Here is a 22885-nt window from a genome sequence, read left to right on the forward strand (position 1 = left end):
TTCGGGCGCAGGGCGCGAGATCCGGCGTGCGGCCCCTGCTGAATTACGGTGGTCTGACACCGAGGCGTTATCGGGCGCGCACGTCGGGCTCTCGGCGCCTACGGTAGGGGAAACTCAAGACATAAGGCGTTAGGCGCCAATATTCGAGTCCACGTCCATCGTCGCGTGGAGAATACGAACGATCAGCAGCTCGTTCTCACTCGGTTGCTTGTAGTAGATCACATGCACCCCATGAGGAAACTTCCGGTAGCCTTCTCGGATCTCGTCGCAAGCCCTTCCCATTAGTGGGTTCTTCGCCAACGAACGAAAGACTTGATCCACTTCCTTCAAGTACGCATTGCGCTGCCGCACCCCCCACCGGCTCTGCGTAAACCGCGCAATCGACCTTAGGTCGGCCTGCGCCGACCTAGTTAAGTCAAAGTGCCTCACTGCTGTTCCGAGTCTAGCTCTGCGATGAGCGACTCATAGCTATATTTGGATCGCCCGCTTCGTTCACCGGCAATCAGCGCGTTCCGTAGAACTTCCAACTTGCTTTCGGTAATCTCGAGCAAACGCAGCCCGGCTCGGACAACTTCACTGGCAGAACCGTATCGACCCGTGTCTACCTGGCCCGCAATGAATTGCTCAAAATGATCACCCAAGCTGACGCTCGTATTTCTGGCCATGACGTCCTCCTTTATCTGTACCAGATATTGGTACATCAGGCTGCGCGTGTCAATCGGCGCCTAACAAGTCGTTCAAGCCGACACCGCTTCGGGGCGCAAACCACATGGCAGATAAAGCTTGCCATGTGCTTCATGCCCCTACGCAGCGCGGCTTAACTCTGGCGTTAGGCGCCACTGCATGCGTCTCTGGTCACTGCATCCAAAATATCTAGATCCGCAAGGGCTCGTTGCACTCTGGCGTGAGACATTGCTCGCCAAGGCAGTGCTCCGTGGCCAGACGCGCGGCTACACTCGCCATCCTCAGTTGGAGCGCTTCAAAGCACATCCACACCCGCGCTCGGCCATGAATTCGTATCTGGCCGCTGTCCATGCCGAGGCAACTTATCGAGGCTACGCTTTCGACCGCTCCAAGGTCGGCCCAGTCCGGGCTGTTCAACCAATCCCTGTCAGCGCGGGCCAGGTTGCATATGAGTGGTTGCATTTGCAAAGCAAGCTTTCCGTTCGCAGTCCCGCCGTGCTTGTCCAATGGAGCGGCGTGCTCACTCCAGCGTGCCACCCGCTGTTTCGTCCGCAACCCGGGCCCGTGGCATCATGGGAGCGGGCGTAAGGAGATCGCGGTGATTGCAGCATGAGCTACTTGATCATCTGCACCGTAGCGTTGCTGGCATCAGCCTTGACGTTCTTCTCCGGCTTCGGTCTGGGCACCCTGCTACTGCCAGCCTTTGCATTGTTCTTTCCCATCGAGCAGGCCGTTGCGCTTACCGCAATCGTTCATTTCCTCAACAGTCTCTTCAAACTCGCATTGACCGGACGGCACGCTGACCGACATGTCGTCGTCCGTTTTGGCCTTCCGGCCATAGTCATGTCATTCCTTGGTGCATGGATCCTGGTCTGGCTCGCCGGCATTGACCCTGTGTTCTCTTACTCAGCCTTCGGTCGATTGGTGTCGGTTACGCCGGTCAAGCTGGTGGTGGGTTTGCTCCTTCTGCTGTTCGCCTCGCTGGAGTTCATTCCGCGATTTCGAAACCTGTCTTTTGGAGCGCAGTTCATGCCCTTGGGTGGCTTGCTCAGCGGGTTCTTTGGTGGCCTTTCCGGCATGCAAGGTGCGCTTCGCTCGGCGTTTCTGTCCCGCGCGGGACTGACCAAAGAGGCATTTATTGCAACCGGCGTGGTCATCGCCTGCCTCATCGACTTTTCGCGCCTGGCCATCTACTCCACCGCGCTTGCCCGTGAGAGCGCAGACTTCAATTACGGCTTGTTGGCGGCGGCAGTTCTGGCGGCGTTCGCTGGGGCGGCCCTTGGCAACAACTACCTCAAGAAAATGACCATGCCGGGCATCCAGCGTATTGTCGCTGCCATGCTGTTTGTGGTTGCTTTGGGTCTCGTTTCAGGGCTGTTGTAGTCGGGGCGCTGCCGCGATGTACTACTCCCGCTTTGGCTTCCTCGTACCATGAGTCCTTCGCAGCGCAGGGCTGACAGTTCATTCAAGCCGGACCCGCTTCGCGACCCGGCCTGGTTCTGAAATTGGGCCGCCGGGAGGTTTCGTCGCCGTATTTGGCGCTTGATCCAGGGCTCCGGCCGTTCCATCGCAAGGATGGTTGCCACGCCACACCTGGACTGCAACCCTTTGCGTCTCCAGGTCCGATCCCGCGAAGGAGCAGCGTTGTGAGAACACTCATTGCCATGGTTGCCTGGTGCATTCTCTTTGTCCTGTGCTGGCCATTGGCCCTGCTGGCGTTGGTTCTATGGCCAATCGCCTGGCTGCTTGCCCTGCCGTTTCGCCTGGTTGGCATTACTTTCTCCGCCATGTTCGCGTTCTTGCAGGCCATCCTGCTTCTCCCTGCCCGCCTCCTTGGCTGGCGGCCCGGACAAGCAGCTGCTGCCTGACAATTCGTTCAAGGGGATGCCGTTCGGTGGGTCTCCTCCGAATGCGAACTCGGGTGAGGAAGTTGCATGCCGTATGGGCGTGGAGGTATCGGAAAGCCATCTGGCAAAGAGCATGCGTCTCTACGGAGTACACCGACGATGTTTCCTGACAGTTCGCCCAAGCCGACCCCCTTCGGGGCGCGGCCTGATTCAGGCCTTGGAGCCAGGATGAAAAGTCCGAATTCGGCGAGTATCTGCAGCCTGACCATGTGAGGGTAGCGATCTTCCAACTGGTCGGCATCGACCACAAACAGTTTGAACCACTTTTTCCGCTGTCTGATGCGGAACTGAAAGGCCGAGGCAACGTCAGACGCATTGCCGACAGTGACCAGGGATTCCCTTGCCGCGTCAGTCTGGAGGATGCTGCTGCAGGCGACGAACTTCTTCTGTTGCATTACCTGCATCAACCGGCAAGCTCTCCCTATCGTGCCTCAGGCCCGATCTATGTCCGACGTCGACAAACAAGGCGCATTCTTGCTCCCGGCCTTGTTCCGGCTTAGTGACACGCCGCATCATCTCTATACGGGCATATGGCTCGGATCACATGATGCTCTCCGCAGATGTACAGGATGGTTCCGGCGTAACCCGCGCCCTGGAGAAACTTTTTACTGATCATGCCGTGTCGTATGTGCACCTGCATAACGCCAGGCAGGGCTGCTTCCCATGTCACGCAAGACGTGTTCAGCCATGCCTGGCGGTGCCAAGTCCCTGCGGGAAGTCATGAGGACTTTCTGGCTTTCAAGTCCGGCGCGGCCGACTGTAAGTTACCTCCAGCCATAGCCCTGGACACAAGCATGCGCACGTCCGCACTTCTCCTGCTTGCAATCACCGCTGCCCCTTCCCATGCGGAGCAGGCGACGGTCTCTACGCCAGATACGATCGAGCAGGTGCTGGCCCGCCCTCTGTTCAATGACCCCTACATGTGTTCCGAGCACGCTGCGGGCGAACTCCCCTATCCCGGAGATGACCTCGGGCAGGACTGCATGATCACCGCATTCGATGAAGGCAAAGAGCCACTCTTTCTCAGGCTGTATAGAACCGACGGATCAGAGAACGAAGACTGGTACGGATGGAACCGTCCCGTCTACTCACCTTGCGACTGCGATGTAGTCGGGATCCATGTGAATCCATTGACGAATCAGCCAGGCAAGCAGAATGAAAGCCGCGCTTCCGGCGTTGTCCTGAAAACATCGGATGGCACGATGTTCGCCGTGGCTCATCTGCAAGGGTTCGTAGTAGAAGAGGGTTCCCGCCTGAAGGCGGGCGATCAGATCGGCTTTGTCGGGAACAATGGCTACGCCAGGGCACCCCATGTGCATATAGGAGCATGGCGCGGAAAGCAGGCACTGCAGCTCCGCTGGGACCAGCGCGCCATGAGAATCCACTAATCCGGTCACGAACCTGCTCCGTTTGCCCCACGACGTACCCACTTCGCGGACCGGCTTGGTTCAAGCGCCAGTCCCCAGGAACCAAGGCCCATATGTCTCTCTCACTTGGAACTATCATTCTTTCCGCGGCGGCCCTGCTGCTGGCCTTGATCACCATCCTGGCGATTCGCTCAGGCCAGCTCCTTTGGTATCCCGCTCTCATTCAAGCCAGCCGCTCAGAACATCCCGGCTTGTTCTGGACGATTACTGCAATCCAGATCGTCGGGGTGGCCGCTTTAGCCTGGCTGGCCTTTTCTTGATGTTTGTCGGGTTTCCATGCCCCAGGGCACACGGCACGCGAGTTGTCCAGAAGGTCTTTAACGGCATTGCATGAGTGATCATGACTGCAAAGAAGACAGCGAAAGTCCCGCTCGTTTCCGGCGGCAATCCCCAGATCCCCAAGGGCTACGGCAACGCCCCCGTGCAGGCCTGCATCTCGGCCATGCCGGGCTGGAAGAGCGATGTCGGTCGCCGCCTGGACGCACTCGTCGAGCGCACCGTCCCCGGCGTGTGCAAGGCAGTCAAGTGGAACTCGCCCTTCTACGGCACAAAGGACGCCACCTCCCGGCACGTCGAAGCACGAGGACGTCCGCTACCTCGACATCCACGAGGGCAAGTTCGACGAGGAACAGTTCGTCGACTGGGTCGGGCAGGCCAGCCAGCTGCCTGGCGAGCGGATGTAGTGCCCGTTGGCGGACGAGGACAACGGGGGGGGGCGGCCTTCCGGCGTACTATTCATGCAGACGGATACCGGGCAAGTTCATGATCGCGTCCAGCTTCCGCCGTAGGAGGCGGCTTGCCCCGGAAAGGAATGAGCGATGCCCGTAGAGCCGCCGGACGACGAAGCCTCCAACGCAACCCCATCGGACGCACAGCGCCCCGGGGCCCAAGGTGCGAATCCACCCCCACCCCTTGAACGCAGCCGCTTCGGCGGCACGGGGCGGCGGCATGAGCGCGCGTCCGACGATGACGCGCCGGTCTCGCGCAGCGACCTGAGCAAGGGTCCGCAGGAACTGCTCGAGCACCGCACGGCGAGGATCAACTGGAGCGTGCTCTCGATTTCATCGGTGGTGATCGTCGCCTTCTCGATCTGGGCGATCCTGGTGCCCGCCGAGGCGCGCGCGACGATGAAGGCGGCGGTCGACTGGATCGCCTACAACCTGGGCTGGTACTACGTGCTCACGATGACGCTTGTCGTCGGCTTCGTGCTCTGGGTCGCGCTGTCCAAGGAAGGCAACGTGCGGCTCGGTCCCGACCATTCGCGGCCGCAGTACGGGCTCACGACCTGGGTCGCGATGCTGTTCGCCGCGGGCGTGGGCATCGACATGCTGTTCTACTCGGTGACCGGCCCGGTGGTGCAGTACATGTATCCGCCGTCGGGCGACGGCGCGACGGCCGCCGCGATGCAGGATGCGGTGGTCTGGACGATGTTCCACTACGGCATCGCCGGCTGGTCGATGTATGCGCTGCTGGGCATGGCGATGGGCTACTTCGCCTACCGCTGGGGCATGCCGCTGTCGATCCGCGCCGCGCTCTACCCCCTGCTCGGCAAGCGTGTGCGCGGCCCCCTGGGCGACGGCATCAGCATCATCGCGCTGGTCGGCACGGTGTTCGGCGTGGCCACGTCGATGGGCATCGGCGTGGTGCTGCTGAACGTCGGGTTCTCGCTGATCTTCGGGCTGGAGCAGGGCCTGTCGCTGCAGATCGCGCTGGTGGTCGGGGCGGTGGTGTTGACCATCGCGGCCACGACGTCAGGCGTCGACCGCGGCATCCGCTGGATCTCGGAGCTCAACCTCTGGAGCGCGGTGGCGATGATGGTGTACATCCTCGTCACCGGGCAGACCGCGTTCCTCATGAACGCGCTGGTGGAGAACATCGGCCGCTTCTTCCTCACCCTGCCCGCGCGCACGCTCCAGACCTTCGCCTACGAGCCCGGCGGCGCCGACTGGATGGGCGGATGGACGCTGTTCTTCTGGGCGTTCTGGCTCGCATGGGGGCCATTCGTCGGCGTGTTCCTGGCCCGCATCTCGCGCGGACGCACGCTGCGCGAGTTCGTGATCGCGGCGATCACCGCGCCGGTGCTGTGCGATTTCATCATCGTGTCGTTCTTTGGAAATTCGGCGCTGTTCCAGGTGCTGCAGGGCAATACCGGATTCGCCGAGCTCGCGGTCGCGAGCCCCGAGCGCGGCTGGTATGCGCTGCTGGAGATGTTCCCGGGCGCGATGTTCCTCATCGGCCTGGCGACGTTGTCGGGCCTGCTGTTCTACCTCACGAGCGCCAACTCCGGCGCGATGGTGATGTCGAACTTCTCGGCGTCCATTCCGGATCCGTCGCACGACGGACCCAAATGGCTGCGCATCTTCTGGGCCGTGCTCACCGCGGTGCTCACGGTGGCGATGCTGCTGGCGGGCGGCGTGACCACGATGGAGTACGCGACGCTCATCTTCGCCCTGCCGGTGACGATCATCGCGTACCTGGTGATGGCGTCGTTCCACAAGGTGCTGCGGATGGAGCGGGCCGAACGCGAGGGCCAGGTGCTGCGCAGGCCGTCCATGGCGCCGATCGGCGGACACGTTCCGGAGCGCTCGTGGAAGCAGCGGCTCGAACAGCTGCGCGCGTATCCATCGCTGCGGCAGGTCACCCAGTTCCTCGACCGCACGGTGCGGCCGGCGCTCGACGAGGTCGGCACCGAGTTCCGCAACCAGGGCTACGCGGTCGAGCAGACCACCATTCCCAACGCGCACGGCATCGAGGAGCCGGTGCTGCGGGTATCGATGGACGCCTTCCGCGCCTTCCATTACCAGGTCGCCATCGTCGAGGCGCCGGTGCCGATGTTCAGCGGCCGCATGTCGCGCGAGACCGACGTCTACTACCGGCTCGAGGTGTTCACGCAGACCGGTTCCGGTGGCTACGACCTGACGGGCCTCACCAGGCAGCAGGTGATCGACGACGTGCTCGACCGCTACGAGGCGCACCTCGCGTTCCTCACCTTCTCCTCGGAGACGGATACCGCCTCGGTGCTGACGCCTGCGATCCTGCCCAAGGACCAGCAGTCGGCAATTCCCGGGGGCGCGGGAGGCGTCCAGCAGCCGTGAGGCACGGGCGCGGCCCTGCGACGGGCCGCGCCCTGACCGCTCAGAACCTCAACCCCACGCGTGCGTAGAAGAACCGCCCCGGCAGGTCGTAGGTCGCCGCGTCGTAGCCGTTGAGCGAGCAGCTCAGGCAGATCGGCGGGTCCTCTCCGGTGACGTTGTTCACGCCCAGCGACACGCGCATCCCACGCATCCATGCGTCGCTGTTCCAGGACAGCTGAAGGTCATGGTAGGTGGTGGCATCCAGGGTGTTGAGGTCGTTGGCGCTGTCGTCGCAGATGTCGAAGCCGATGGCGCCGCCGCAGGATTCACGCAGTTCATCGATGTGGCGCACCGTCCAGGCGACTGCCCAGGGGCCCTTGCTCCACTGCGTGGACAGCGTCGACGTCCATTCCGGGATCGCGCTGTTGTTGACCTCGACGCCGGGCGCCCGCGGCTCGGCCTGGCCGGATTCGTTGACCAGCTCGTACTCGCCCACGAAGGTGGCCTTGGCGTCGAAGCGCAGCTGGCCCCAGTCCTGCTCGGGCAGCAGCCAGCCCAGGCTCAGGTCCCAGCCGTCGGTGCGGATGGTGCCGAGGTTGTCGAGGATGTCGTCGAAGCGGATGATCTGGCCGCGTTCGCTGCGGTCGTAGGACGCGCACGAGAAGGGGTCGGCATCGAACACGCAGCGGTTGAGGATGACCTGGGCGTCGGGTGCCTGGATGGCGTCCTCGATGGTGTGCTTGTAGAAGGTCAGGCCCAGGTCCATGCGCTCGGACCACGTGGCGTTGGAGGCGAACGAAGGACTCCAGACCGCACCCAGCATCACGCTGCGGCTGGTCTCGGGCTGCAGGTCGGCATTGCCCGAGGTCACCACCGAGATCTGCGGGTTGGTCTGCACGTAGTCCGGGGGCACGCCCTGTGCCACGCACTCGGGCCGGGTGGCACCGGCGCCGGAGCAGGGGTCGACCAGGGTGGCGTCGAAGCGCGACAGCGTGCCGTACAGCTCGCCGATGGACGGCGCGCGGAAGCCCTGCGCGAACGAGCCGCGCAGCACGAGCTCCTCCGCCACCTGCCAGCGCAGGCCGAGCTTGCCGGTGCTCTCGCCGCCGAAGGTGGAGTAGTCGGAGTAGCGGCCGGCGATGCTCATGTCGAGCGCGCTGCCGCGCTCGGGGTTGGACATCAGCGGTATCGCCACCTCGGCATAGATTTCGTTGACGTCGTAATCACCCGCCGTGGGCCCCGAGGGGACGCCGTTGTACTCGCCGGCCACGGTGATCGGGTCGGGCTGGTAGCGGCCTTCGTACTTGCGGTACTCGTAGCCGGCCGCGAAGCCGAGCGGGCCCGCGGGCAGCTGGAACAGCGCGCCTGTGATGTTGGCCGACACCAGGGTGAGGGTGTTCTCGCTCTCGTCGCGGACCACGGGCTGGATGAAGGCGAGCATCTCCGGAGTGATGGTGCCCGCGCCGCCGAACAGGTTCAGCGGCACGCAACCGGCGATGGCGGCGCAGGCGGTGGGATCGCCCAGGGCTTCGTTGATGCGGCGCAGGTTGTAGCTGCCGTAGTTGGTCTGCTCGGCGCTGCTCTCGCTGCGCACCACGTTCACGTCCCAGCTCCACGGGCGATCGCGCACGTCGAAGCTGCCGTCCAGGCCGGCGGCGACGTACCAGGTCTCGACGTCCTGCTCGTAGCGGCGCGGACCGCCTTCGACCGGGCGGCGGCCGAGCAGGAACAGGTTCGGATCGGCGCCCATCGTGGTGAGGTCGAAGCCGAAGGGGTTGTGCGGATTCAGCGCCGAGATCACCAGGCTGCTTTCGCCCCAGTGGTTGTAGATGCCGGCGTCGGTGCCGAGGAAGAAGGGCTCCGGCGCGGCCTGGTTCGCCGACTGCCGTTCGTTGTACAGCGCGCGGATGTAACCGCCGACGCTGTCGGTGAAGGCGAAGCGCGCCTGCGCGAACACCGTCTTGCGCTCCGACGGCGTCAGCAGCAGGTTGTAGGGCGCGAAGTTGAAGCGGTCTGCGGTGGCGAAGCAGTGGAAGCCGTCGGTGCGCGCGCACTCCTGTCCGGGCACGAACGTCGGATCGGTGACTCCGGTGTTGGTGGTCAGGTCGTGCACCAGGCCGGTGTCGGGGTCGAGGAAGACGAAGCGCCCCTGCGGCGTGGCCGAGCTGCCGTTGGACAGCCCCGTGCCGGGGACCGGGATGCTGGCCGGGCCGTACTCCAGCGAGGAGATTTCTTCCTGCTTGAAGTAGGAGGCGCCGACGAACCACTGCAGCCGGTCGGTGCCACCGCCGTAGCCCATGTCGGCGCCCCAGGTGTCGCCACCCAGGTCGTCGTAGGTGCCGTAATGCAGTTCGATGTCGCCGCCCTGCACGTTCTTGCGGGTGATGATGTTGACCACGCCGGCGATGGCATCGGAGCCGTAGATCGACGAGGCGCCGTCTTCCAGCACTTCGATGCGGTCGACCAGCGCCAGCGGGATGGTGTTGAGGTCCACCGCCGAACCCACGCCCGAACCGGACGACTCGTTGACCCAGCGGATGCCGTCCACCAGCACCAGCACGCGCTTGGGACCCAGGTGGCGCAGGTCGACCGTGGCCGCGCCCGCGCCCACGCCGCCACCATCGGGCGGGAAGCCGAAGTTGCCGCTGGAGTTGAACTTGGTGTTGAGCCCGGCGCCGCTGGCGGTCAGGTTCTGGACGATGTCGGACACCGACTTGAAGCCGCTGCGGTCAATGTCCTCGCGGGTGAGCACCTGCACCGGCACATGGGTCTCGAGCTCGGACTGCTTGATGCGCGAGCCGGTGACGGTGACCGAGTCGAGGGTGGTGGGGTCGGCGTCCTGCGCGGAAGCGGCGACCGGAACGATCAGGGGCAACGCGGCGCAGATGGCGACCGCGAGCAGGCGAGGCTGGGGGATGACCATGGATCTCTCCTGGTGGCGTTGGCGCCGACCCGTTGCCCCCGTGCCGTCGGCAGCCCAGTTGTAAACAAAACGTAAAACGACGGCAAGCCCTGGGGTTGACCCTTGGTCGGATCAGCCGCCCAGGACCAGGCTCAGGCCCACGACCACCAGGAAGGCCGCGAACACGCGCCTCAGCGCCGGCCCGCTGATCGCATGCGCCAGGCGCGTGCCCCAGGGCGCGGCCAGCACCGAGGTCATGGCCACGCCGATGGCGGCCGGCAGGTAGACATAGCCCACCGCGCCCTCGGGGAGTCCGCCGGGCGGCGCGTTCAGGGCGTAGCCCAGCGCGCTGCCGATGGCGATCGCCACGCCGCAGGCGGACGAGGTGCCCACCGCGCGCACCGGGCGCACGCCGCGCCACACCAGCAGCGGCACGGTCATGCTGCCGCCGCCGATGCCGACCACCGCCGACAGCGCGCCGATGCCGCCGCCGACCGCGGTCCACGGCAGGCCGGTGGGCGCCACGTCGCTGCCGGCATCGACGCGGACACCGCCGAAGGCCATCTGCAGGCCCGCGACCAGGCAGTACACGGCAACGATCCAGCGCAGCACGATGCCCTCCAGCCCCACCGCGAGCAGGCTGCCCAGCCAGCCGCCGACCAGCAGGCCCGGCAGCATCCAGCGCACGGTGGGCCACAGCACGCCGCCGCGCCGGTGGTGCGACCACGCCGACGACAGCGCGGTGAACACGATGCTGGCCATCGAGCTGGCCAGTGCGGCGTGCATGGCGAGCTCCACGGGCACGCCCAGCAGCGGCAGCAGCCAGGCCAGCGCCGCCACCAGCACCAGGCCGCCGCCGATACCGAGCAGGCCGGCGGATACGCCGACGACGATGCCCAGCAGCGGAAACATCCAGAACCCTTCGATCACATCTCTTCCTTCAAGATGGGCAGCCGACCCATTCGCCATGGTCCTCTGCATGACGCCAGGAAAGCTCACCATCTTACTGAGCGCGCTGTTCGCGCTGCCACTCGCCACGGTTCCGCAGGCGCGGGCGCAGGCGCTTGCCGACGACGACCTCGCGCGGCGCGCGCTCACCGCCGCCGAGATCGGCCAGCCGATCCCGCCGCTGCGCGCCGACCACCCGCTGCAGGGCTGGATCGGGCACGCCCGACTGAACCGCGATCGCGCCAACCTGACCCGGGCGCAGGCACAGGACTTCCTCGACCGCCACCGCGGACAGGCGGTGGCGTCGACCTTCCGCGCCGCATGGCTGGGGGAACTGGCGCGCCGCAAGGACTGGACGGGGTTCCGCGCGGCCTGGGAGCCGGGGACCGGCTCCGCGACCCTGGCCTGCAACGCGCTGGAGGCCCGGCTGCACACGGGCGCGGCCGATGCCGAGTGGACCGCCGAGGTCCAGGAGCTGTGGCGCGGCGCCGGACGCTCGCAGCCCGATGCCTGCGATCCGGTGTTCGACGCCCTGGCCGGGCGCGGCGGCCTGGACGATGCGCTGCGCTGGGCGCGCATCGAGGCCGCGATCGCCGAAGGACAGCCGGGCGTGGTGCGTGCCGCCGCCCGCGGACTGCCGGCCGACGACCGGCGCCAGGCGGAGGCCTACGCCGCCTACCTCGGCCACGCCGACGCCCGCGCGACGGCGTGGCCGAAGACCGCGCGCAGCCGCCTGGCGGCGTCACACGGCCTGGCCACGCTGGCCCGCTCCAACCCGGACGCCGCCGAAACGCTGCTGCCGCAGGTGGCGCAGGCGCTGCAGTTCACCGATGCCGACCGCAACCGCGTGCTCTACCAGGTCGCGCTGTGGACGGTGGCGTCCTACAACGAGGGCGGCGCGCGGCGCCTGGCCGCCGTGCCCGGGTCGGCCTATGACGAGCGCCTGCACGAATGGCGCGTGCGCGAAGCGATGTCGCGTTCGGACTGGCCCGCGGCGCTGGCGGCGATCGGGCAGATGACGCCCGGGCAGCGCGGCCAGTCGCGCTGGACCTACTTCGCCGCGCGCCTGCGCGAACTCTCCGGCGACCGCGCCGGGGCACGCCCGCTGTACGCGGCCGCCGCGCGCGACGCCGACTTCCACGGCTTCCTGGCCGCCGACCGCATCGACCAGCCCTATGCGCTGTGTCCGCTGGAACACGGCGGCAGCGCCGCCGAGCAGGCCGCGGTGGCCGCGGAGCCGGCGATGCAGCGCGCGATGGCGCTGTTCCGGATCGGACGCGCCGCCTGGGCCACGCGCGAATGGAGCGATGCGCTGTCGCGCTTCAGCGACCGCCAGCGCCAGATGGCGGTGGAGATGGCGCAGGCCAACGGCTGGTTCGACCGCGGCGTGTTCGGCCTGGTCAACGCCGGCGGCGAGCGCAAGCCGGACGAACTGCGCCTGTACACGCTGCGCTTCCCGCTGCACCACGACGCGCTGATCCGCGCCGAGAGCGCGCGCAACAACCTGGACGCGGCCTGGGTCGCGGCCGAGATCCGCGCCGAAAGCGTGTTCAATCCGCGCGCGCGCTCGCCGGCCAACGCCCGGGGGCTGATGCAGGTGCTGCCCGAGACCGGCGCCGGCGTGGCGCGTCGCCTGGGCATTCCGTGGTCGGGCGCCGAGTCGCTGTTCGACCCGGCCACCAACGTCCGCATCGGCACCGCCTACCTGCGCGAGATGAAGGACAGGTACACCCTGCCCTACGTCGCCATCGCCGCCTACAACGCCGGCCCCACGCCGACCGCGCGCTGGCAGGCGCAGCGCCCGGGCATGGACGCCGACTTCTGGATCGAAACCATCACCTACAAGGAGACCCGCGACTACGTGGCGCGCGTGCTCGCCTTCAGCGTGATCTACGACTGGCGGCTGGGCGACCAGGCGGTGCCGGTGAGCGACCGCATGCACGGGCGCGCGGCACCCACGCGCAAGCCCTTTGCCTGCCCGGCATGATGGCGGGATGGAGATCTATCTCGTAGGGGGTGCGGTGCGCGACCGGTTGCTGGGGCAGCCGGCGGGCGACCGTGATTTCGTCGTCGTCGGCTCGACGCCGGACGCGATGCTGGCGCAGGGCTTCCGCGCGGTGGGCCGGGACTTCCCCGTGTTCCTGCATCCCGACACCGGCGAGGAACACGCGCTGGCGCGCACCGAGCGCAAGTCCGCGCGCGGCCACCGCGGCTTCGTGGTCGACGCTGCGCCGACGGTGACGCTGGAAGAGGACCTCGGCCGACGCGACTTCACCATCAACGCCATCGCCGAGCGCAGCGACGGCAGCCTGGTCGATCCTCATGACGGCCAGCGCGACATCCAGGCGCGGGTGCTGCGCCACGTCGGGCCGGCCTTCGCCGAGGATCCGCTGCGCGTGCTGCGCGCGGCGCGCTTCATGGCGCGCTTCGCGCCGCTGGGGTTCTCCGTGGCCGACGAAACCACCGCCCTGATGCGCGAGATGGTGGCCGGCGGCGAGCTTGCGGAGCTGGTGCCCGAGCGCGTGTGGCAGGAACTGGTGCGCGCGCTGCGTTCGAAAAAGCCTTCCGCCTTCCTGCGCACGCTCCGCGACTGCGGCGCGCTGGCGGCCGTACTGCCGGAGGTCGATGCGCTCTATGGCGTGCCCCAGCGCCCCGAGTACCACCCCGAGGTGGACACCGGCGTGCACATCGAACTCGTCTGCGACATGGCCGCGCAGCTGGCGCCGGGCGACGACGAAGTCGGCTTCGCGGCCCTGGTGCACGATCTCGGCAAGGCGCTCACGCCCGCCAACGAGCTGCCGCGCCACATCCAGCACGAACGGCGCGGCGTAGCCCCGGTGCGCACGCTGTGCGAGCGGCTGCGGGCGCCGGCCGCGCACCGCGACCTGGCCCTGGTCGCCTGCCGTGAGCACCTCAACGTGCACCGCCTGGCCGAACTGCGCGACCAGACCGTGCACGACCTGCTCACGCGCTGCGACGGCTTCCGCAGGCCCGAGCGCATCCATCGCCTGGCCACCGTGTGCGAGGCCGACAAGCGGGGCCGCGCCGGCCTGGCCGACACGCCCTATCCGCAGGCGGACGAACTCGTGCGCCTGCGCGACGCCGCCGCCGCGGTCACCGGCGCGGACATCGCCGACCAGGGTCTGCAAGGACCCGCCTTCGGCGCTGCCCTGCGCGAAGCGCGCATCGCCGCGATCGCCGCCGCGCGCACGCTGCGCACGACCGGCGGCGCGGTCAGCCCGGGACCTGGCGAAACAGCCGCGCCTCGATCCTGAGCAGCAGGTCGTCGAGCGGCGTCAGCCGCGTGCCGAGGCCGGCGATCACGCCCAGGGTGTTGGCCAGGGCGTCCCAGCGGTCGGCCATGCGCGTGCCCGTGAACGCGCCCTGGGCGTGCTCCAGGCCGATGCCCAGCAGCACCAGGCCAAGCCCGGCACCCAGCAGCGCCGGCCAGCGCGAGAACAGCTGCACCGCACTCGCCGCCAGCACGAAATAGGCCAGGAAGTGGTGCAGCTTGTCGCTGCCGGGAGGCGACGGCAGGTCGGGCGCCGGCATCATCGAAAACACCACCACCGCGGCGATCGCCAGGCACCACAGCGCGCACCAGGCCCGGGGATAGCGCAGCGGCTTGAGCGAGCGCCCGGGGCGCAGCCGGCTCACAGGCGGAAGCTCAGGTCGCCGCCCAGGAACGCGGCCTCGAACGGCACCCCGCGCTCGAAGCCCATGGCCTGGAAGCGCTCGCCCATGCCGGTGGGCAGGGTCAGCTGCTGCACCTGGCGGCGCAGGGCGTAGCGCGCGGTGTCGTTGGCGGCCTGCTCTTCCTGTGCGGCCAGGCGCTGCTCCAGGCCGTTGCCGATCAGGAACATGGCCTGGCTGCAGTAGCCGGCGAAGTCGAAGCCGACGCCGGTGCCGGCCTCGGCGAGCGCCGTGAAGTCCACCGAAGCGGTGATGTCCTGCAGGCCCACGCGCGCGAACACGTCGTCGACCACGTGGTGGCGGTGGAAGGCGCGCAGCGTGCCGCGGCCGCGGGTGGCGGCGTAGTACTCGCGGCGCGGGTAGCCATAGTCGATGAACAGCATCGCGCCGGCCTCCATGCCGCCCATCACTGCCTGCACCCAGTAGGGCAGCTGCGGCAGCAGCTCGGAGCGGTAGCCGTCGGGGAAGGCGCCCTCGTCGCGCTGGCGCTCGACGTGGCGCACGGCGGCGGACATCAGCGCATCGGCCGGCACCTCGACGGTGGTGAAGCCGCCGCCGGGCGCGCTGGCCACGCCTTCCTCCAGCACCTCGCCCTTGCGGATCACGAAGCGCGGCGTGGGCAGGGCGTCGATCACCTCGTTGGCGAACAGCACGCCCTGCCAGGCTTCGTCGAGGGGTCGGTCCAGCCACTCCACGCGCGCGGACAGCGCTTCGGGGAGGCGCTGTTGCAGCCGCTCGCGCTGGCGCTCGCGCAGGTCGGCGCTGGGTTCGAGGATGGCGTAGCGCGCGGGCATCGCATCGATCGCCGCGAGGTGCCCGATCGCGGCTTCAGCAAAGGCGCCGCTGCCACCGCCGATCTCGAGGAAGGTGGCAGCGTCGCCCAGCTGGCGCAGCGCCGGCGCGAACGCTTCGGCCACGCATTCGGCGAACAGGCTGCCCAGCTCCGGCGCGGTGACGAAGTCGCCGGCGCGGCCGAACTTGGTGCTGCCGGCGCTGTAGTAGCCAAGGCCCGGCGCGTACAGCGCCAGCTCCATGAACCGGGAGAAAGGGATCGCGCCGCCGGCATCGGCGATCACGGCGTGGACCAGCTGGCGCAGGCGGTCGCTGTGCGCCTGGGCGTCGGGATCGAGCGGGGGAATGGACATGGGGGATTCCGTTGCGTACGTGCGACAGGATACGGAAACGCGCGTCGCCGGACGTTATGGTGTCGCCTCCAGATCACGGAGCCAGCCATGCCAGGAGGCCACCCCGCAGCACTCGTCACCGGCGCCGCACGCCGCCTGGGCGCGGCCATCGCACGCCGCCTGCACGCCGCCGGCTACGACCTGGCGCTGCACTACCGCGGCTCCGCGGCCGAGGCCGCCGCGCTGGCCGCGGAGCTTGAGGCGACTCGCGCGGGCAGCGTACTGTTGCTGCAGGCGGAACTCGCCGAGTTCGACCGCCTGCCGGAGCTGGTGGCGCGCACGGTGGGCCGCTTCGGCCGCCTGGATGCCCTGGTCAACAACGCATCCGAATTCGTCCCGGACACCTTCGGTTCCATTCATCCCGACCACTGGGACCGGATGATGGCGGTGAACGCCAAGGCGCCGTTCTTCCTCGCCCAGGCGGCCGCACCGCACCTGCGCGCGGCGCGCGGCGCCATCGTCAACCTCTCCGACATCTACGCCCGCGACCCGCGCGAAGACCTTGCCGCGTACGCCATCAGCAAGGGTGCGCTGGAGTCCGCGACCCGTGCCCTGGCCGTGGCCATGGCGCCGGAAGTGCGCGTGAACGCGGTGGCGCCGGGCGCCATCCTCTGGCCCGACGACGGCATCGACCCCGTGCTGCAGGAGCGGCTGCTGGCGAAGACCCCGGTCGGCCGCACCGGCACGCCGGACGAGATCGCCGCCGCCGTGCTCTGGCTGCTGCGCGACGCCGGCTACACCACCGGCACCGTGCTGGCCGTCGACGGCGGCCGCGGGGCGCGCTGAGACCGCGCCCCGCGCGCCTTCAGCCTTCAGCGCTTCGGCAGGAACGCAGTGGCGATGTCGGTGCCGCGGAACGCCTCGGGCACCTCGTGCGAGACGGCATAGCGGTACAGCACCGCCGAATAGATCCCGGTCAGCGCCGCCTGGTACACGGCCAGCAGCAGCACGCCCAGCAGGCACACCGCGCCGACGACGAACGCCAGCGCCACCGAAGCCTGCGCCGCCAGTACCACCAGCCCCACCGACAGCAGCACGGCGACGAACGTCAGCAGGCCGAACGCGGCGCCGATGCCGACCTGGCCCACGGCGTTCTCGCCCCAGGTGCGCTTGAGCAGGGTGACGCTCTGCTTGAGCGCGTCGACCGGCCCGATGTCGCGGCTGACCAGCACCGGCACCACCAGGAAGGTCGCCAGCGTCCAGGCGAGCCCCAGGCCGCTGCCGATCAGGCGCACGATGAAGTTGTTGTCCTTGCCCTTGAGCGCCTGCAACAGCACGCCGACGGTGGCGGCGATGGCGGCATAGCCGAAGATCGCGCGCAGCCGCGAGCGCGCCGCGGACAGGCCGTCGGACAGCGTCGGGTCGCCGCCCTCCAGGCGGATCATCGCCGCGCCCACCAGCGCGCAGTTGAAGAAGATGATCACGCTGTAGGTGCAGAAGTAGAAGACGAAGCCGACCAGCACCCCGCCCACGCTGAGGCCTCCGCTGAACAGCTTCAGGGCCAGCACCGGCAGCGCGAAAGTGGCCATCACCAGCAGCGTGGCCAGGCCGGACAGCACCGGGAACAGCATCAGCTCGCGGTCCGAACGCAGCACCGCCGCGCTCGCCTTCACCATCTCCCAGCTGCGCGAGAATTTGTCGAACATGGGTCTCTCCCTCCGTTGGCCCCGACGCCCGCCACGACCGGTGGCCGTGGTACCGCGTCATGCTCACCTAGACGGCGGCGGCCCCGGAAGTGTGACCCCCTGTTTCGGCCGCGGGCAACGTGACTTCGCGCATCGCCACGTCGCGCTCGCCCGACCTGGCCCACAGCTCGGCCAGCGTGCGACCGCTGGCCGGCTCCACGATGTCCGGCGCGATCTCCGCCAGCGGACGCAGCACGAAGGCGTGGCGCAGTTCGCCCCGCGGCAGGCGCAGGTTGCCGGGGCCGCTGCACACCAGGTCGTCGAACAGGACGATGTCGATGTCGAGCGTGCGGTCGCCGTAGCGCGGGCCGCTGCGGTCGCGGCCGTGGGCGTCCTCGAGCGCGTGCAGCCAGTCGTTGAGCGCCTGCGGATCGAGGTCGCTGTCGATGACCGCGGCGGCGTTGACGAAGTCCGCGCCGTCGAAGCCCACCGCCGGCGTGCGATAGGCCGCCGAGGCGAGGATGTCGCCAAAGCGCGCGCGCAAGGCGGCGAACGCGATCGCGATATGCCGCTCGGGCTCGACGTTGCTGCCCAGGCTGAGGCAGGCGCGACCCATCAGGCGGGATCCGCTTCCGCGCCGTCCACCGCAGCGCCGGCCTGTGCACCGGACGCCCGCTCGTCGCGCAGGCGCACTTCCACCGGCGCGTCGCCGTGCGCCTGGAACACGCGCAGGCCGAATTCGGGGAGGATTGCCAGCAGGTGGTCGAAGATGTCCGACTGGATGCCTTCGTACGCCGCCCAGGCCACGTCCGAAGTGAAGCAGTAGATCTCCAGCGGCAGGCCGGCTTCAGTGGGTTGCAGCTGGCGCACCAGCAGGGTCATGTCCTGATGCACGCCCGGGTGGCTGCGCAGGTACTGCTCGACGTAGGCGCGGAAGGTGCCGAGGTTGGTGACCCGGCGTCGGTTGACGGGCTCCGCGCCGCGCTCGGCCAGTTTCGCGTTCCAGTCCTGCAGCTCGGTGGACTTGCCGTCGAGATAGGCATCGAGCAGGCGGAAGCGGCGGAAGCGCGCGACTTCATCGCTGTCGAGGAAGCGGGTCGAATGCTGGTCGAGGTAGATCGCCCGCTTGATGCGCCGCCCGCCGGACTCGGTCATGCCGCGCCAGTTCTTGAACGAGTCGCTGATCAGCTTGCGCGTGGGGACCGTGGTGATGGTCTTGTCCCAGTTCTGCACGGTGACCGTGTGCAGGGCGATGTCCATGACGTCGCCGTCGGCGTTCTGGCTGGGCATCTCGATCCAGTCGCCGATGCGCACGCGGCCGTCGCCGCTGATCTGCAGGCTGGCCGCGAACGACAGGATCGTGTCCTGGAAGATCAGCATCAGCACCGCGCTGGCCGCGCCCAGGCCGGTGAGCACGTGCACCAGGTCGACGCCCGCAAGCAGCGCCACCGAGGCCAGCGCCGCCATCACCAGGGCGATGATCTTGGCGACCTGCAGGTAGCCCTTGATCGGCTTGTCGCGCGCGTCCGGGCGGCGTTCGTAGACCTCGTTCGCGACGTCCAGCGCATGGCCAACGGCCAGTGCGACGGTGAAGATCACAAACACCTGGCACAGGCCCGCGACCAGCGCCACCAAGCGCGGTGGCAGGTCGGGCACCAGCGCGATGCCGGCGCCGATGACCAGCGCCGGGACCACGTTGGCCAGGCGCGAGACCACGCGCATGCGGCTGATCGAGTCGCCGTTGTGGCCGGCCAGCGCGGCGACCCGCGCGATCACGTGGCGCAGGCCGCGCAGCAGGATGCGCTTGGTGATGAAGTTCGCCAGCCATGCCACCAGCAGCAGCGCGGCGAGCATCAGCAGGGTGTAGGCCCAGGGATACGGCGCGAGCGTTTCGCGCAGCGCCTCGAATCGAGCTTGCATGGGATCTCCGCTACTTCGGGGGGGTCAGCCGGCCCGGCCGCGTTCGATGACCACGCCCACGGCGCGCGCGCCGCGCACGGCGCCGGGCTTGCTGAGCTTCAATCGTAACCAGTCGACCTTGAACTCGCCGATGACGATGTCCGCGCAGCGCTCGGCCAGCGTCTCCACCAGGCCGAAATCCGACTGTGAGACGTACTCCACCAGGCGCTTGCTGACGGCCTTGTAGTTCAGCGTGTCGGCGATGTCGTCGCTGGCCGCCGGCACGCGGTTGTCGAAGCCCATCTCGAGGTCGAACACCAGCGTCTGGCGGATGCGGCGCTCCCAGTCGTAGATGCCGATCAGGGCCTCGATCTCGAGGCCTTCGATGAAGACGTGGTCCATGGCGCGCGGTCCGGGCGGGTGCACCAGCTTAACGCGGCGCCGCGGCGGACCCGTGCGCGGGCACGACCTCGGGCAGGGTCGCCATGTCCCAGCGCGGGGTGACGTGCACGGCGTCGGAGGCGCGCTGGCCGGCCTCGAGGCGCAGCGCGCCGGCGAAGGCGATCATCGCGCCGTTGTCGGTGCACAGCTCGGGGCGCGGGAAGCAGGCGCGGCCGCCGCGCTTGCCGGCCATGTCGTGCAGCCGCGCGCGCAGCCGCGTGTTGGCGCCGACGCCGCCGGCCACCACCAGGGTGTCGCAGCCGGCTTCGTCCAGCGCGCGTTCGCACTTGATCGCCAGGGTGTCGACCACCGCGTCCTCGAAGGCACGGGCGATGTCGGCGCGGGTGGCGTCGGACCGGTCGCTGTCGCGCCAGGCCAGCATCACCTGGGTCTTGAGACCGCTGAAGCTGAAGTCCAGGCCGGGGCGCCTGGTCATCGGCCGCGGGAAGCGGTAGCGGCCGGGCGTGCCGGCCTCGGCCAGCGCCGCCAGCTGCGGCCCCCCGGGATAGGGCAGGCCCATGAGCTTGGCGGTCTTGTCGAAGGCCTCGCCGGCGGCGTCGTCGAGGGTTTCGCCGAGCAGGCGGTAGCGGCCGATGGCGTCCACGGCCACCAGTTGGGTGTGGCCGCCGGACACCAGCAGGGCCACGAACGGCGGCTCCGGGGGGTCGTCCTCCATCAGCGGCGCCAGCAGGTGGCCTTCCATGTGGTGCACGGCCACGGCCGGCAGCTCCAGGGCCCAGGCCAATGATCGCGCCACCCCGGCGCCGACCAGCAGCGCGCCGACCAGGCCCGGGCCGGCGGTATAGGCCACGCCCTCCAGATCGCCCACGCCCAGCCCGGCCTCGGCCAGGGTCTGGCGGATCAGCGGCAGCAGCTTGCGGACGTGGTCGCGGCTGGCCAGCTCCGGCACCACGCCGCCGTATTCGGCGTGCAGGGCGATCTGGCTGTAGACGGCATGCGCGCGCAGGCCGGCCGCGCCCGTCCGGCCGGTGTCGTACACGGCGACGCCGGTCTCATCGCAGCTGGTTTCGATTCCGAGGACGATCATGGGGTCTTGGGGGTGCGCTGGTCGCAGCTACGGCTGCGACCCGGACTGGAGCATTTGCGCGCGATGGCGGACTGGGGCATCATACGCGGCTCGCCGGGGGGAAACCGGCGCATTCCCAGACCAGAGATTCCAATGCCCAGCGTCAAAGTCCGCGAAAACGAGCCCTTCGAGTTTGCCCTCCGCCGCTTCAAGCGCACCTGCGAAAAGGCCGGCGTCCTGGCCGAGACCCGCAAGCGCGAGTACTACGAGAAGCCGACCCAGGAGCGCAAGCGCAAGGCTGCCGCGGCGGTGAAGCGCCAGGCCCGTCGCACCTCGCGCGACGTCACCAAGCGCCAGCGCATGTACTGATCCGGCCTGCCGGCGCTCGCGCGCCGCGGTCGGTATCGTCCCCTGAAGCCGGCACGCGCAAGCGTCGCCGGCTTCTCGTGTTTCATGCAACCGGAGAATCCCCGATGAGCCTCAAGCAGCGCCTGACCGACGACATGAAGGCGGCCATGAAGGCCGGCGACAAGGCCAGCCTGGGCGTGATCCGCCTGATGAATGCCGCGATCAAGCAGCGCGAGGTCGACGAACGCATCGAGCTCGACGACGCCCAGGTACTCGTCGCGCTGGAGAAGATGCTCAAGCAGCGCCGGGACTCGGTGACCCAGTTCGAAGCCGCCAGCCGCGAGGACCTGGCCGTGATCGAGCGCGCCGAGATCGAGGTCATCCAGCGCTACCTGCCCGAGAAGATGGGCGAAGCCGAGATCCAGGCCGCCGTCGACGCCGCCATCGCCGAAACCGGCGCCAGCGGCCCGGCCGACATGGGCAAGCTGATGGGCGTGCTCAAGCCGAAGCTCGCCGGCCAGGCCGACATGGGCCAGGTGTCGGCGCTGGTGAAGAAGGCGCTGGCCGGCTGAAATGCCCGCCTTGCCGTGGGGAGCCGCCATGGCGGTGCCCTGTGGGAGCCGCCATGGCGGCGATCGCGGCTGTAGCCGGCCCCACAGCACGTCGCGTCCACGGGGCCGCCCGCATCCTCCACGCCATGGCTGAATTCATCACCGGACGCCTGAAGGCGGGCTTCGACCGGCTGCAGCAGTCGCTGCCCTGGGCGATCGCGCAGCGCTTCGTCGAGGTCGACATCCTCACCCACGCGGCCTCGCTGACCTTCTTCGCGCTGCTGTCGCTGGCACCGCTGCTGGTGCTGCTGCTGTGGCTGACGGCTTCGCTCTATCCCGAAGCCCAGGACGCGCTGCTGGTGCAGGTACAGGCGATCGCCGGCAGCGGGGCCAGCGTGGTGGCCACGACCGTGCTGGAGAACGCGCGCGCCGAGCCCGACGTCGGCTCGCTGGCCGGCCTGTGGAGCACGCTGCTGCTGTTCTTCGGCGCAACCGCGGTGTTCGCGCGCCTGCAGGGCACGCTCAATGCGATCTTCCACACCGATGGCGCCAGGCTGCGCGGCGGCCTGCGCGCGTGGCTGCGCAAGCGCGTGTTCTCGCTGGGCGTGGTGATCGCCCTGGGCTTCCTGCTGCTGGTCTCCGCGGCCCTGACCACGGCCCTGGAGATCGCCTTCGGTGGCTCGCCCACCCTGCCAGTGCTGGGCAACCTGGCGGCGCTGGCCCTGTACGCGCTCGCGTTCGCGCTCATGTACCACTACCTGCCCGACCGTCGCGTGCGCTGGCGCCAGGCCTTCCTTGGCGGGCTGCTGACGGCGCTGCTGTTCGTGCTGGGGCGCTGGGGCATCGGCCTGTACATCGCCGAGGCCGCCCCGGGCAGCGCCTACGGGGCGATGGGCACCCTGGTGGTGCTGCTGGTGTGGCTGTACTACGCCGCGGTGGTGTTCTTCGTGGGCGCGATGATCACCGCGGTGATCGACGAGCGCTGGCGGTTGGGCAACGTGCGCAGGAAGCTGGATGAGCGGGCGGTGCGGCAGCGGAAGGCAGCAGCTGCGGCCGATCAGGGATTACCGGACGGTCCTTCGGCGGGCTGAGCCGGAGCGGTCCGCGTGGGGACGGCACCTTCCCCCGCTGTGCGGGGACCGGGTTGCGGGTTCCGGTGTGGCCGTGCGTGCGAT

Annotated in this window: 26 protein-coding genes; 14 read left to right on the plus strand and 12 right to left on the minus strand. The window is 68.5% G+C overall.

The window, feature by feature from the left end; translation table 11 throughout:
• Nucleotides 1-129 precede the first annotated feature (129 nt).
• Both E2169_RS14675 and E2169_RS12865 read right to left on the minus strand, forming a co-directional pair.
• A complete protein-coding gene (locus tag E2169_RS14675) occupies nt 130-429 on the minus strand; it encodes a type II toxin-antitoxin system RelE/ParE family toxin (RefSeq protein WP_132987021.1) in 300 nt (99 codons plus the stop codon).
• Entirely contained in the window at nt 426-701 is a 276-nt protein-coding gene (locus E2169_RS12865) for a type II toxin-antitoxin system ParD family antitoxin (protein ID WP_229659218.1), read from the minus strand. The genes E2169_RS14675 and E2169_RS12865 overlap by 4 nt, the downstream gene beginning before the upstream one ends.
• A gap of 142 nt (nt 702-843) precedes the next feature.
• Here E2169_RS12865 and E2169_RS14505 point away from each other — a divergent pair, with 142 nt between their 5' ends.
• The 3 genes from E2169_RS14505 to E2169_RS12880 all read left to right on the plus strand — a co-directional run bounded on the left by E2169_RS14505 (nt 844) and on the right by E2169_RS12880 (nt 2552).
• Complete coding sequence (locus tag E2169_RS14505; RefSeq protein WP_132987022.1) at nt 844-1272, plus strand: pyrimidine dimer DNA glycosylase/endonuclease V; 429 nt, start codon at nt 844-846, stop codon at nt 1270-1272.
• Nucleotides 1273-1293: 21 nt separating this feature from the next.
• Entirely contained in the window at nt 1294-2067 is a 774-nt protein-coding gene (locus E2169_RS12875) for a sulfite exporter TauE/SafE family protein (protein WP_132987023.1), read from the plus strand.
• 263 nt (nt 2068-2330) lie between these two features.
• Complete coding sequence (locus tag E2169_RS12880) at nt 2331-2552, plus strand: hypothetical protein (protein ID WP_132987024.1); 222 nt, start codon at nt 2331-2333, stop codon at nt 2550-2552.
• Between the two features lie 8 nt (nt 2553-2560).
• On the opposite strand, the gene E2169_RS14575 is transcribed toward E2169_RS12880, so the two are convergent.
• Nucleotides 2561-2986, minus strand: coding sequence for a hypothetical protein (locus tag E2169_RS14575; RefSeq protein WP_308422606.1), 426 nt, complete (start codon nt 2984-2986; stop codon nt 2561-2563).
• Here E2169_RS14575 and E2169_RS14580 point away from each other — a divergent pair.
• From E2169_RS14580 to betT, 5 genes are all read left to right on the plus strand, one after another.
• Entirely contained in the window at nt 2981-3091 is a 111-nt protein-coding gene (locus E2169_RS14580) for a hypothetical protein (RefSeq protein ID WP_308422604.1), read from the plus strand. The genes E2169_RS14575 and E2169_RS14580 overlap by 6 nt on opposite strands.
• 47 nt (nt 3092-3138) lie before the next feature.
• On the plus strand, nt 3139-3315 hold the full coding sequence (locus E2169_RS14585; RefSeq protein WP_308422603.1) for a DUF1203 domain-containing protein: 177 nt from the start codon (nt 3139-3141) through the stop codon (nt 3313-3315).
• 70 nt (nt 3316-3385) lie between these two features.
• Entirely contained in the window at nt 3386-3979 is a 594-nt protein-coding gene (locus E2169_RS12890) for a M23 family metallopeptidase (RefSeq protein ID WP_165942425.1), read from the plus strand.
• Nucleotides 3980-4071: 92 nt separating this feature from the next.
• The gene (locus tag E2169_RS12895; protein WP_132987026.1) at nt 4072-4278 is read left to right on the plus strand and encodes a hypothetical protein; all 207 of its coding nucleotides are present in this window, start codon (nt 4072-4074) and stop codon (nt 4276-4278) included.
• 558 nt (nt 4279-4836) lie between these two features.
• Nucleotides 4837-7113, plus strand: a complete 2277-nt coding sequence (gene betT, locus E2169_RS12905) for a choline BCCT transporter BetT (RefSeq protein WP_132987027.1) — start codon at nt 4837-4839, stop codon at nt 7111-7113.
• Between the two features lie 40 nt (nt 7114-7153).
• Here betT and E2169_RS12910 read toward each other — a convergent pair whose 3' ends face one another.
• A complete protein-coding gene (locus E2169_RS12910) occupies nt 7154-10015 on the minus strand; it encodes a TonB-dependent receptor plug domain-containing protein (protein ID WP_132987028.1) in 2862 nt (953 codons plus the stop codon).
• A gap of 111 nt (nt 10016-10126) precedes the next feature.
• Nucleotides 10127-10924, minus strand: coding sequence for a sulfite exporter TauE/SafE family protein (locus E2169_RS12915; RefSeq protein WP_229659219.1), 798 nt, complete (start codon nt 10922-10924; stop codon nt 10127-10129).
• Nucleotides 10925-10973: 49 nt separating this feature from the next.
• Between E2169_RS12915 and E2169_RS12920 the strand changes: the two genes are divergently transcribed.
• Complete coding sequence (locus E2169_RS12920; RefSeq protein WP_132987030.1) at nt 10974-12929, plus strand: lytic transglycosylase domain-containing protein; 1956 nt, start codon at nt 10974-10976, stop codon at nt 12927-12929.
• A 7-nt stretch (nt 12930-12936) separates the two neighbouring features.
• Nucleotides 12937-14217: a multifunctional CCA addition/repair protein gene (locus E2169_RS12925; protein WP_132987031.1), complete on the plus strand. Its 1281-nt coding sequence runs from the start codon at nt 12937-12939 to the stop codon at nt 14215-14217.
• On the opposite strand, the gene E2169_RS12930 is transcribed toward E2169_RS12925, so the two are convergent.
• Entirely contained in the window at nt 14177-14599 is a 423-nt protein-coding gene (locus E2169_RS12930) for a VanZ family protein (protein WP_370465153.1), read from the minus strand. The genes E2169_RS12925 and E2169_RS12930 overlap by 41 nt on opposite strands.
• Nucleotides 14596-15780 (minus strand): class I SAM-dependent methyltransferase, encoded by a 1185-nt coding sequence (locus E2169_RS12935; RefSeq protein ID WP_132987032.1) that lies wholly within the window; start codon nt 15778-15780, stop codon nt 14596-14598. The genes E2169_RS12930 and E2169_RS12935 overlap by 4 nt, the downstream gene beginning before the upstream one ends.
• Nucleotides 15781-15867: 87 nt before the next feature.
• Here E2169_RS12935 and E2169_RS12940 point away from each other — a divergent pair, with 87 nt between their 5' ends.
• Nucleotides 15868-16605 (plus strand): pteridine reductase, encoded by a 738-nt coding sequence (locus tag E2169_RS12940; RefSeq protein WP_132987033.1) that lies wholly within the window; start codon nt 15868-15870, stop codon nt 16603-16605.
• Between the two features lie 26 nt (nt 16606-16631).
• Here E2169_RS12940 and E2169_RS12945 read toward each other — a convergent pair whose 3' ends face one another.
• From E2169_RS12945 to tsaD, 5 genes are all read right to left on the minus strand, one after another.
• On the minus strand, nt 16632-17465 hold the full coding sequence (locus E2169_RS12945) for a DUF6159 family protein (protein ID WP_132987034.1): 834 nt from the start codon (nt 17463-17465) through the stop codon (nt 16632-16634).
• A gap of 67 nt (nt 17466-17532) precedes the next feature.
• Nucleotides 17533-18060 carry a 2-amino-4-hydroxy-6-hydroxymethyldihydropteridine diphosphokinase gene (gene folK, locus E2169_RS12950; protein ID WP_132987035.1) on the minus strand — a complete coding sequence of 176 codons (528 nt, stop codon included), beginning with the start codon at nt 18058-18060 and terminating at the stop codon, nt 17533-17535.
• Nucleotides 18060-19364 carry a mechanosensitive ion channel family protein gene (locus E2169_RS12955; protein ID WP_132987036.1) on the minus strand — a complete coding sequence of 435 codons (1305 nt, stop codon included), beginning with the start codon at nt 19362-19364 and terminating at the stop codon, nt 18060-18062. Before E2169_RS12955 ends, folK begins: the two co-directional genes overlap by 1 nt.
• A 24-nt stretch (nt 19365-19388) precedes the next feature.
• A complete protein-coding gene (gene folB, locus E2169_RS12960) occupies nt 19389-19745 on the minus strand; it encodes a dihydroneopterin aldolase (protein WP_132987037.1) in 357 nt (118 codons plus the stop codon).
• A 28-nt stretch (nt 19746-19773) separates the two neighbouring features.
• The gene (gene tsaD / locus E2169_RS12965) at nt 19774-20832 is read right to left on the minus strand and encodes a tRNA (adenosine(37)-N6)-threonylcarbamoyltransferase complex transferase subunit TsaD (RefSeq protein ID WP_132987038.1); all 1059 of its coding nucleotides are present in this window, start codon (nt 20830-20832) and stop codon (nt 19774-19776) included.
• A gap of 132 nt (nt 20833-20964) precedes the next feature.
• Between tsaD and rpsU the strand changes: the two genes are divergently transcribed.
• From rpsU to E2169_RS12980, 3 genes are all read left to right on the plus strand, one after another.
• Nucleotides 20965-21180, plus strand: a complete 216-nt coding sequence (gene rpsU / locus E2169_RS12970) for a 30S ribosomal protein S21 (RefSeq protein ID WP_132987039.1) — start codon at nt 20965-20967, stop codon at nt 21178-21180.
• Between the two features lie 104 nt (nt 21181-21284).
• Nucleotides 21285-21731 carry a GatB/YqeY domain-containing protein gene (locus tag E2169_RS12975; protein WP_132987040.1) on the plus strand — a complete coding sequence of 149 codons (447 nt, stop codon included), beginning with the start codon at nt 21285-21287 and terminating at the stop codon, nt 21729-21731.
• Between the two features lie 125 nt (nt 21732-21856).
• Complete coding sequence (locus E2169_RS12980) at nt 21857-22801, plus strand: YihY/virulence factor BrkB family protein (protein ID WP_132987041.1); 945 nt, start codon at nt 21857-21859, stop codon at nt 22799-22801.
• The last annotated feature ends 84 nt before the right edge of the window (nt 22802-22885 follow it).

This window comes from Luteimonas terricola, assembly GCF_004352845.1.
GTDB lineage: Bacteria > Pseudomonadota > Gammaproteobacteria > Xanthomonadales > Xanthomonadaceae > Luteimonas > Luteimonas terricola.